The following is a 9,939-nucleotide window of genomic DNA, read 5'->3' as shown; positions in this document are numbered from 1 at the left end:
GACCCGGCTTTTCGACCAGGGGCTTCAGTGAGGCAGGGTTCCTAGCTTACCGATCAGTGGCTCAGAGTCAAATCCGCTCTTCGACCGGCTTGTCAGGCGCTCCTCGTCCTACCTCGTTTCCCAGGCCCTGTGGGCTCCGGGTCGGTGTCCGTGTCGCTCTGACCTGGAATAAGTTACGCGGCGGCGAACGCTTCGTCAAATCCCCTGGTCGCGTTGGTATTTGCGCAGGTCAGTGGCTACGAGCCAGCGCTGTTCGACGGCCAGGATCACCCGAATGTGACCCAGGCCATCAAGATCAATTCTGTCGATCGCCGAACGCCCCGGGATGGGGTCCACATACCAGGGACCCCGAGGGGAACTCAGATGCCCATTCGCCAGATCAGGCTGTCCACCGCACGCGGTGAGACGGTGCCTATCGCCTGCAGCAGTCGTCCGTATCGCGGATAGAGCTCGATGGGACGAGTGCGGATGGCGGTCAGGATCCAATCCGCGGCCGCCTCGGCCGACAGCGCGGGCGCGGCCTCGTACTTCGCGGTCGGCGCGATCATCTCCGTGCGGACCAAGGGGTAGCCGATAGTCGTGACGTGCACGCCGTGCGGCCGGGTTTCCGCGCCGAGGCTGCGCCCGAACGCGCCGAGTGCGGCCTTGGACGCGTGGTAGGCGGTGAACATCGGCATCGAACCCGCGGCGACTCCCCAGGTCGCGATATTGATGATGTGCCCGTCGCGCGCCGCGAGCATCGAGGGCAGCAGCGCCATGGTGAGCCTGGTCGCGCCGAAGTAGTTCAGGGCCATGGTGCGTTCGTAGTCGTGGAAGCGGTCGCTCGCGTCGGCGGCGCGGCGGCGGATCGAGCGGCCCGCATTGTTGACGAGCACGTCGACCTTGCCCACTTCGGCGTCGACCTGTTCGGCGAGCGCATCGACCGCGGTCCCGTCGGACAGGTCGCAGACCAGCGCCTCGGCCTTCCCGCCGGCTGCCCGGACGGTGTCGCGCACTTCGCACAACTCCTGTTCACCTCGGGCGACGAGCACGAGGTTCGCGCCATGGGCGCCGAGTTTGTGCGCGGCGGCCTTGCCCACTCCCGAGGACGCTCCGGTGAGCAGCACGGTCTTACCCGCGATGTGCTCCTCGCCGCCCGACCGCAAGAGCGAGGTGAGCGTCCGCACCAGCGCGGGTGGGTTGAGTAGGGCCGTTCCTGCACGTCCGGTTGCCATCGGAGTCCTCTCGGTGTCCGCATCCACGATCCTAGCGAATTGACCATATCGTAATTTACCCGAAGGTAAGTTCTGTGGCCACGCGGTCGTCCGCGGTTACATTCGTGAGCGAGGCGAAATACCACCACGGGGACCGGCGTTGGCACAGAGGAACGCGATCGCGAAGGAGCCCCATGATCAACGTCCCGCTCTCCGTGCTGGATCTGGCGCCCGTACAGGAAGGCACCACCGCCGCCGACGGACTCGCCGCCACGACCGAACTCGCACGGCGGACCGAGGCGATGGGGTATTCGCGATTCTGGGTGGCCGAGCATCACAACATGCCGGGGATCGCCAGTGCCGCCCCCAGCGTGCTGCTGGCCCACCTCGCGGCGGCGACGTCTCGCATTCGGGTCGGCTCCGGCGGGGTGATGCTGCCCAACCACGCGCCACTGGTGGTCGCCGAACAGTTCGGCACGCTGCACGCATTGCATCCGGGCCGGATCGATCTCGGTATCGGCCGTGCCCCCGGGACCGATCAGGCCACGGCGCTGGCGCTGCGCCGCACCAAGGATGGATTGTCGGCGGAATCGTTCCCGCAGGAGCTGGCCGCGTTGCTCGCCTATTTCCGCGGCACCAGCCCGGACGGCATCGCGGCGACCCCCGGCCAGAACGACGAACCCGAGATCTGGCTGCTCGGATCCAGCGGCTACAGCGCGCAGGTGGCGGCCATCCTCGGCGTGCGCTTCGCGTTCGCTCACCACATCAGCCCGAACAACACCGTGGCGGCACTCGAGTTGTATCGCGAGAACTTCCGTCCCTCCGAGCAGCTGGAACGTCCGCACGCCATGGTGGCCGCCGCCGCGATCTGCGCCGACACCGATGAGCAGGCCGAACTCCTCTCGCGCCCACGCGAGTTGGCCTTTCTGAACCTGATGTCCGGCCGCCCGCGCCGGCTGCCCACCCCGGAGGAAGCCGCCGACTTCCCGGCCAACGATCGCGAACGCCATTTCGCCGCGCAGCGTCGCGCGGGTCAACTCCTCGGCTCACCCGAGACCGTGCGCCGCCAGCTCACCGGCCTCATCGAACAAACCGCGGCCGACGAGATCATGCTGAACACGCTCGTCTACGACATCGAGGCGCGAGCCCGCTCCTTCGAGTTGATTCGCAAGCTCACCGAGGACTGAACTACGACTCGATCACGCCGGTGACCGGGAATCGCGATGCCGGCGGCCGACGACCTTGCCCGACCGAGGCTCCGAAAAGCGGTGAAAGACGGTGGCCATCGGTCGACGGGCAGACCGCTCTCGATCAGCGTCCGGTGCGCTCTTCCCCCTGCATCGATACGTTGACAGGGACGTGCTCGTCCAGAAATTCGCGGACGATCGACGTCACCTCGTCCGGGCGCTCGAGCATCGGGACATGGCCGCATCGGTCGAGGAACTCGGCGCGGGCCGGGCGCAGCTGCCGGTTCAGCACCAAGCCGGCTTCGGCGCTGAGCACGCGGTTCTCCCGACCCCAGATCGTGCACACCGGCGGCCTCGCTGCCAGGTCCGCGTCGGACCATTTCTCCAGTGCCGCATAAGATTTCAGATCTTTCACCAGGCCGAGCAACGCCCGGGGCGGCCACGCCGCGATGGCGTCGACCGCGCCGCGCTCGGCGGTGAAGCGTTGTCCGTCGGAGAACCAGAGCCGCACCGTCGCGGCGACCGCCCAGCGCGGCATGGTGAGCGCACGCACGGCGGCGACGCCGATGACCGGTGTGTGGCGTGCGAGGCGGGCCGGCAGGCCGAGATCGCCGGCCAGGGCGGTGGATTCGGTCAGCGGGTTGCACGCGACCACGGCGTCGACCAGGTGCGGCGAGCGTCGGGCGACGGTGAGTGAGATGGCCGAGCCGAGGCAGTTTCCGACGAATGCGGCCGAAGCAACCCCGCGGTCCGCGAGGAATTGCTCGATCATGTCCGCGTAGCGGTCGAGGGTGTACCCGTCGGCGGGGCGCCCGGATTCGCCGTAGCCGAACAGATCGAGGGCGTACACGTGCCGGTCGCGTGCCAGGGCTTCGATCTGCGCGCGCCAGATGACATGCGAGGAACCCGCGTTGTGCAACAGGACGACCGCGGGCCCGCTGCCGCGCTCAAGGTAGGCGACATCGGTGGTTTCGAACTGGAACCGTTGCATCGCCGCTCCTCGGATTCCGCACTCGTGGAAACCGAGTGGGTTCCCTCAGTGAACAGTACATTCGGTTCGGCTGCTCGATGCCATGTTCGGCGGCTACCTCACTGTTCTTCGGCGGCTGCCCGACTGTTCTGCAGCTCGCGGCCGGTCCCGGCGCGAGTAGCTCTGATCGGGGCGTGCCCGCCGCTCATTCGCAGACGAACGTCGCCCACGCGCGCGCGGCGACGCGGCCGTCCTGGTCGGTGCCGACGAGGGTGACGTCGACGCAGGGTTCGCCGTCCAGCACGTAGTGCTGGACGACGTATCCCGAGCAGGTGAGCGTGTCACCCGGCCAGAGCGGGCGGGCGCAGCGGGTGCGGAAGCGGCGCACGGTTTCGCTGCCCAGCCAGTCGGTGGCGTAGGTGGCGAGCAGGGCGGCGGCGAGTGGGCCTGTCGACGAGGTGAACGATGGTGCGTCACCGGGGGTTTCACTACCGGAGGCGAGGGTCTGGGTGGCGCCGGCGTACCTCGCGAAGTCGGCGTCGGTGAGTGGGCCGAACGAGGCCGTGGGGGCGGGGGCGGTCGCGGTCATACGGGCTCCTGCGAGACGGGACGGGTGCCGGTCATCCAGGATTCGGCGACGAGACGGCCGGTGCGGTCGAAATACTGGGTGACCATCTCGACCATGGTCAGGGGGGTGCCCTGGTCGTCGTCGGCCTCGTAGACGCGTTGGATTCGCGAGTGCGCGGTGAGGCGTTCGCCGGCCCGCGGCGGTGGACCGAAGAAACGGTGATCCTGCTCGATCGGGATGCCCGGCCAGTTCTCGATCGCAGGCTCGCCCGCCGGAGCGATCCGGGCGGGGAGGAAGGTGGGCGCGACGACCGGAGTGCCATCCGCGGCAGGGGCTGCCGCGCGTGACAGCGTGGCGGTAGCGAATTGGCGGATACCGTCCGCCCCCAGGTCGATGTCGAGCCGGGTCCCGACCGCACCGGCCGTCGCAACGTGCACCATCGCCACATCCCTTCCTTCGATCCTGCGGCCACGGTAGAGCCGGACGCCACCGCTCAGCCCGGCCTGTTCCACTGATCGGGAACGGAGTGCGCACAGGCCGGGTCGGCCGCCGACCATCGCAAGGAGCCGGCGCCCGCGCGCGCCGCGAGGATGAGGAGTGCGATGAGGGGCAGGACCGGACGAGTCCGCGGCAAGGTGGCGGTGGTGACGGGAGCCGCCAACGGCACGGGACGCACCCACGTGCGCCGATTGCGGGCCGAAGGCGCGGATGTCGTCGCCGTCGACCTTCCGGGGAGTTCGTTCGAGGACGAACCCGCCGGGACCCGCCTGCTCACCGCGGAGGCCGATGTCCGCGACTTCGCTGCCCTCGAGCGGGCCGCCGAGGCGGCGGTCCGCGCCTTCGGTCGCATCGACATCCTGATCGCCAATGCCGGGCTCTGCGATACGCCGGGCGCGGCGGCAGGCATCGATGACGAGACGTGGCGGCGGTCCCTCGACATCAACCTGACCGGCGTGTGGAATACCTTGCGAGCCTTCGGTTCCCACCTGTCCGACGGCGCGTCGGTGGTGATCATCGGTTCCACCTCCGGTGTGCGCGGGGATCCGGTGCGGGCCCACTATTCGGCCGCCAAACACGGCGTGGCCGGACTCGCCCGCACGGTGGCGGCCGAATGGGCTCACCGGTCGATCCGAGTCAACACTGTGCATCCCGGCGCTGTCGGTGGCCGACCGCTGAGCGCGGCGGCGATCACGCGACTGTGCCCGGACATCGAGCGCCCGACCGCTGCCGACGCCGAGGCCGTGCTGGCGCGACGGCATCTGATTCCCGTTCCGTGGGTGGAGCCGGAGGACGTCGGCAATGCCGTGCTGTTCCTGGCCTCCGAGGAAGCCCGCTACATCACCGGCACCGAACTCGTCGTCGATGCCGGATTCACGCAGAAGGGGTGACAGATGGACAGTGCGCCGAATCCGCGGGGCTCGGCCGTTGCCGGTGCGGGCGGTGACCCGGTGATCTACATCGTCGACGAGATGGTCACGCCACCGGGGCAGGGCCGGGCATTTCTCGACCGCTACCTGAGCGAATACGCGCCCGGCGCGCGCGAACGCGGGCTCGAGCTGGATCGGGTGGTGGTCAGTCCGCCGGTATGGCTGGACGAGCAATCGAACACGATCACCGTCACCTGGACGGTGCGCGGAGCGCAACAGTGGTGGAGCCAGCGGCTCGGCGCGAGCCGGGATCCGCGGGTCGCACAGTGGTGGCGGACTGCCGACGACATGCTCGTCGGCCGGCGCCGGACGACCGGCTGCGCCTACGACGACCTGGAGGCGCTGGCCGATGTCTGAGGTAGTGCACCTGATCCACCTGAGCGACCCGGGTCGTGCTCCCGAGCTCGCCGCCGAGCTACGCGACCTGGTGGGCCCACGCGTGCCCCGCTCACTCATCACGACGACGTTGCCGGGCGGGATCGATGCGGGAGACCTGATCGTGCGGCTCGTTTTCGCCGACGACGCCGGGCGGCGGTCGGTGGAGATAGCCGTCGACCGGTGGTTGAGTGGCCCGCTCGTCGAGCGGGTCGAGACCGCGGCGTTCACCGGCGGCGCGAAGCGCGAGACGGCAGCGGCGGCTGCCGGACCGGGAGCGTCCGCAACCACAGCGGATGCGCCACACCAGGGGCCGCCACCGCGCTCGCCGGCGCGGACTGCCGGAACTGGCAGGCCCGCGCGCATCTACCGGGCCCTGCTCGTCGCGGTCGATCCGGAGACCGACCCGGCACAGGTGGCCCGGTTCGAGGCCGAGACCGCCGCCATGCCCGACTACATCCGCACCATCGGCGCGTCGCAGCTGAGCAGGGTCCACAGCGGCACCGGCTGGACTCACGTCTGGGAGCAGGAATTCGCCGATCTGGGCGGCTTGACCGGGCCGTATATGACCCACCCGTATCACTGGGCGCATATCGACCGCTGGTTCGATCCCGAACGCGGCACCAAGATCGTGACACGGCTGTGCCACAGCTTCGGCGCCCTCGACGCGGCGGCGTTGCCGCCTGCGTGATGGCCGCCGCTCCCACTCACCGGGAGCCGCACAGCCAGCGGTTTCGCCCCATGCGGAAACCTGTCCGCTGACCGGGAGGACGACGTCCGCAGGCCGGGGCGCGGGTCCACCATTTGACTCAGATCACAGTCATCCGGTGGAACATGGAGGTTTCGATGCCGGGTCTATCACCGAACGGCTCAGCCCAGAGCACGGACGAATTCAGGACGATCGAGGCCGCGGCGGCGCCCACCCGGTTCGCCCGCGGCTGGCATTGCCTCGGCCTGCTGAAGTCCTTCCAGGACGGCAAACCACACGAGATCAAGGCGTTCGGCACCACGCTGGTGGTCTTCCAGTCCGAGTCCGACGGCAAGCTGAACGTGCTCGACGCGTTCTGCCGCCACATGGGCGGCAACCTCGCCCACGGCACCATCAAGGGCGATTCGATCGCCTGCCCGTTCCACGATTGGCGTTGGGGCGGCAACGGCCGCTGCACCGGCATCCCGTACGCGCGCCGGGTCCCGCCGCTGGCCAAGACCCGCTCCTGGCCGACGCTCGAACGCAACGGCCAGCTCTATGTCTGGCACGACCCGCAGGGCAGCAAGCCCACCGATGAGGTGACCATCCCCGAGATCGAGGGATACGGCAGCTCGGAGTGGACCGACTGGACCTGGAATTCGATGCTGATCGAGGGCTCACACTGCCGCGAAATCGTCGACAACGTGGTGGATATGGCGCACTTCTTCTACGTGCACTACGCCTTCCCGCGCTACTTCAAGAACGTCTTCGAAGGCCACGTCGCCACCCAGTACATGCGCTCGACGCCGCGCCAGGACATCGAGGTCGGCACCAACTACGACGACCCGAACTCCACCTTGCGTTCGGATGCTTCGTATTTCGGTCCGTCGTACATGATCGACTGGCTGTGGAGCGAGGCCAACGGCATGACCATCGAGACGGTGCTGATCAACTGCCACTACCCGGTCACCGAGAACTCCTTCGTGCTCCAGTACGGCGCGATGGTGAAGAAGCCGCAGGGCATGTCCGATGAGGACGCCAACGCGATGGCCGCGCAGTTCGCCCGCGGTGTCGAGGTCGGTTTCGAGCAGGACGTGGCCATCTGGAAGAACAAGGCGCCCATCGACAATCCGCTGCTGTCGGAGGAAGACGGGCCGGTGTACCAGCTGCGCCGCTGGTACAAGCAGTTCTACGTCGACGTCGAAGACATCACCGACGACATGACCAAGCGCTTCGAGTTCGAGATCGATACCGAACGCGCCGTCACGAGCTGGGAGGCCGAAGTGGCCGACAACATTGCCCGTGGCGCCGTCATCACCACCACCTAATCCGCCCGCGCACACGACAGGAACTACAGCCCCGATGAACAAGGTTCTCGACAACATCACGGCCATCGCCGACCAGCTGCGCGAGCAGTCCCCCGAGGCCGAGCGGCTCGGCCGACTGCCCGACGAGACGGCGAAGATGCTGAAGGCGGCAGGCCCGATCAAGCTGCTGCAGCCCAAGAAGTACGGCGGTTTCGAAGCCCACCCCCGCGACTTCGCCGAAACCGTCATGGCCGCGGCGTCGCTGGATCCGGCGACCGGCTGGATCTGCGGCATCGTCGGGGTGCATCCGTGGCAGCTGGCCTTCGCCGATCCGAAGGTGCAGCAGGAGGTGTGGGGCGAAGACAACGACACCTGGATGGCGTCGCCGTACGCCCCGACCGGTATCGCGCGCCCGGTGGACGGCGGCTACATCTTCAACGGCCGCTGGCAGTTCAGCTCCGGCACCGACCACTGTGACTGGATCTTCCTCGGCGCCATGCTCGGTGACACCGACGGCAATATCGCCACCCCGCCGACCATGCTGCACATGATCCTGCCGCGCAGCGACTACACGATCGTCGAGGATTCGTGGAATGTGGTGGGGCTCAAGGGCACCGGCTCCAAGGACATCATCGTCAAGGATGCCTTCGTGCCGTCCTACCGGGTGATGAACGGCGATCACGTGATCGACGGCACCGCCCAGAAGGAGTACGGGGTCACCGAGACGCTGTACAAGATGCCGTGGTCGAACATGTTCCCGCTGGGCATCACCTCCGCGGTGATCGGTATCGCCGAGGGCGCGCTGGCCGCGCACCTGGATTACCAGCGCGACCGCGTCGGCGCCCAGGGCACCGCGATCAAGGACGACCCGTACGTGTTGTTCGCGATCAGTGAGGCGGCCGCCGACATCAATGCCGCCCGGCAGGAACTGCTGGCCAACGTCGACAAGATGTGGGATCTGGTGGACGCGGGCAAGGAGGTCTCCTTCGCCGATCGGGCCGCCGGACGCCGCACCCAGGTGCGGGCGGCGTGGCGCGCGGTGATGGCCGTCGACCAGATCTTCGCCAGGTCCGGCGGTAACGCGCTGCGGATGGACAAGCCGCTGCAGCGGTTCTGGCGCGATGCGCATGCCGGCCTCAATCACGCGATCCACGTGCCGAGCACGGTGTTCCACGCGGCGGCGCTCGGCTCGCTCGGGGTGGAGCCGCCACAGCACCTGCGCTCGATGATCTGACCTCGCAATATCAAGAAGGACACGAGAAATGCCTGATATCAAGAGTCTGGGCTACGTCAAGATCCAGACCAACGACATGGACCGCTGGCGCAAGTTCGCCTTCGAGGTGCTCGGTTTCGCCGAGGGCAGCGGACCGGATGAGAACGCGCTCTACCTGCGGATGGATGAGCGGGCCGCGCGGATCGTCATCGTGCCGGGTGAGACCGACGAAGTGGTGACCATCGGCTGGGAGGTGCGCGATCACGCCGCGCTGGTGCGTGTGCAGGAGGCGGTGTCGGCGGCCGGCGTCGCGGTCAAGCCGCTGTCGGTCGAAGAGGCCGACGCGCGCCGGGTCGAGGAGGTCATCACCTTCGTCGACCCGACGGGTGCGACCGTCGAGGTCTTCCACGGCGCGGTGCTCGATCACAGCCCGGTGGTGACTCCGTTCGGCGCGAAGTTCGTGACCGGCGCACAGGGCCTCGGCCACGTCGTGCTGCCCACCATGGACCCCAACGGCGCCTTCGAGTTCTACACCGAGGTGCTCGGCTTCCTGCCGCGCGGCGCCTTCCGTATCCCGGCGCCGCCGGAGTTCGGGCCGGTGCGGATCCGGTTCATGGGCGTCAACGAGCGGCACCATAGCCTGGCGCTGTGCCCGGCGCCGCACGGTGGCGCACCGGGCCTGGTGCACATCATGGTGGAGGTCGATTCGCTCGACGCGGTGGGCCAGGCGCTGGACCGGGTTGTCAAGGACGGTTTCTCCGTCTCCTCGACGCTGGGCCGCCACACCAACGACAAGATGGTGTCGTTCTACGTGCGCGCCCCCGGCGGCTGGGATATCGAATTCGGCACCGAGGGCATGCGCGTCGACGAAAAGTACTACACCGCAGAGGAAATCACCGCCGACAGCTACTGGGGCCACGACTGGTCCGGTAGCGAACCGCTGGCCGCGATGTAGTCGCGAACCGCTCCCCTCCCCGACCCCGGGGTTTCAGTCATCACGGCTGAAACCCC

The 9,939-nt window shown here is 68.1% G+C and carries 11 protein-coding genes; 7 read left to right on the top strand and 4 right to left on the bottom strand.

What is annotated here, in order from left to right; genetic code table 11:
• Positions 1–359: 359 nt before the first annotated feature.
• Complete coding sequence (locus tag RJ05_RS10410) at positions 360–1,214, bottom strand: SDR family oxidoreductase (protein ID WP_036536174.1); 855 nt, start codon at positions 1,212–1,214, stop codon at positions 360–362.
• A gap of 173 nt (positions 1,215–1,387) precedes the next feature.
• Here RJ05_RS10410 and RJ05_RS10405 point away from each other — a divergent pair, with 173 nt between their 5' ends.
• Entirely contained in the window at positions 1,388–2,380 is a 993-nt protein-coding gene (locus RJ05_RS10405; RefSeq protein WP_036536173.1) for an LLM class flavin-dependent oxidoreductase, read from the top strand.
• Between the two features lie 124 nt (positions 2,381–2,504).
• Here the strand turns inward: RJ05_RS10405 and RJ05_RS10400 are convergent, their stop codons facing one another.
• From RJ05_RS10400 to RJ05_RS10390, 3 genes are all read right to left on the bottom strand, one after another.
• A complete protein-coding gene (locus RJ05_RS10400; protein WP_036536171.1) occupies positions 2,505–3,371 on the bottom strand; it encodes an alpha/beta fold hydrolase in 867 nt (288 codons plus the stop codon).
• A gap of 184 nt (positions 3,372–3,555) precedes the next feature.
• The gene (locus tag RJ05_RS10395; RefSeq protein ID WP_036536169.1) at positions 3,556–3,939 is read right to left on the bottom strand and encodes a hotdog family protein; all 384 of its coding nucleotides are present in this window, start codon (positions 3,937–3,939) and stop codon (positions 3,556–3,558) included.
• Positions 3,936–4,358, bottom strand: coding sequence for a hotdog family protein (locus RJ05_RS10390; protein WP_036536167.1), 423 nt, complete (start codon positions 4,356–4,358; stop codon positions 3,936–3,938). Before RJ05_RS10390 ends, RJ05_RS10395 begins: the two co-directional genes overlap by 4 nt.
• 162 nt (positions 4,359–4,520) lie before the next feature.
• Here RJ05_RS10390 and RJ05_RS10385 point away from each other — a divergent pair, with 162 nt between their 5' ends.
• The 6 genes from RJ05_RS10385 to bphC all read left to right on the top strand — a co-directional run bounded on the left by RJ05_RS10385 (position 4,521) and on the right by bphC (position 9,883).
• Positions 4,521–5,306, top strand: coding sequence for an SDR family oxidoreductase (locus RJ05_RS10385; RefSeq protein WP_036536165.1), 786 nt, complete (start codon positions 4,521–4,523; stop codon positions 5,304–5,306).
• Positions 5,307–5,309: 3 nt separating this feature from the next.
• A complete protein-coding gene (locus tag RJ05_RS10380; RefSeq protein WP_051016411.1) occupies positions 5,310–5,702 on the top strand; it encodes a hypothetical protein in 393 nt (130 codons plus the stop codon).
• Positions 5,695–6,411 carry a Dabb family protein gene (locus RJ05_RS29890; RefSeq protein ID WP_036536163.1) on the top strand — a complete coding sequence of 239 codons (717 nt, stop codon included), beginning with the start codon at positions 5,695–5,697 and terminating at the stop codon, positions 6,409–6,411. The genes RJ05_RS10380 and RJ05_RS29890 overlap by 8 nt, the downstream gene beginning before the upstream one ends.
• Before the next feature lie 155 nt (positions 6,412–6,566).
• Entirely contained in the window at positions 6,567–7,736 is a 1,170-nt protein-coding gene (locus RJ05_RS10370; RefSeq protein WP_036536175.1) for a 3-ketosteroid-9-alpha-monooxygenase, oxygenase component, read from the top strand.
• A gap of 34 nt (positions 7,737–7,770) precedes the next feature.
• Positions 7,771–8,949, top strand: coding sequence for an acyl-CoA dehydrogenase family protein (locus RJ05_RS10365; RefSeq protein ID WP_036536160.1), 1,179 nt, complete (start codon positions 7,771–7,773; stop codon positions 8,947–8,949).
• Positions 8,950–8,977: 28 nt separating this feature from the next.
• Positions 8,978–9,883 (top strand): biphenyl-2,3-diol 1,2-dioxygenase, encoded by a 906-nt coding sequence (bphC, locus tag RJ05_RS10360; RefSeq protein ID WP_036536158.1) that lies wholly within the window; start codon positions 8,978–8,980, stop codon positions 9,881–9,883.
• Positions 9,884–9,939 lie beyond the last annotated feature (56 nt).

The sequence above is a fragment of the Nocardia cyriacigeorgica NBRC 100375 genome, assembly GCF_000308555.1.
Lineage (GTDB): Bacteria > Actinomycetota > Actinomycetes > Mycobacteriales > Mycobacteriaceae > Nocardia > Nocardia cyriacigeorgica.
This window is presented reverse-complemented; position numbering and strand designations above follow the sequence as displayed.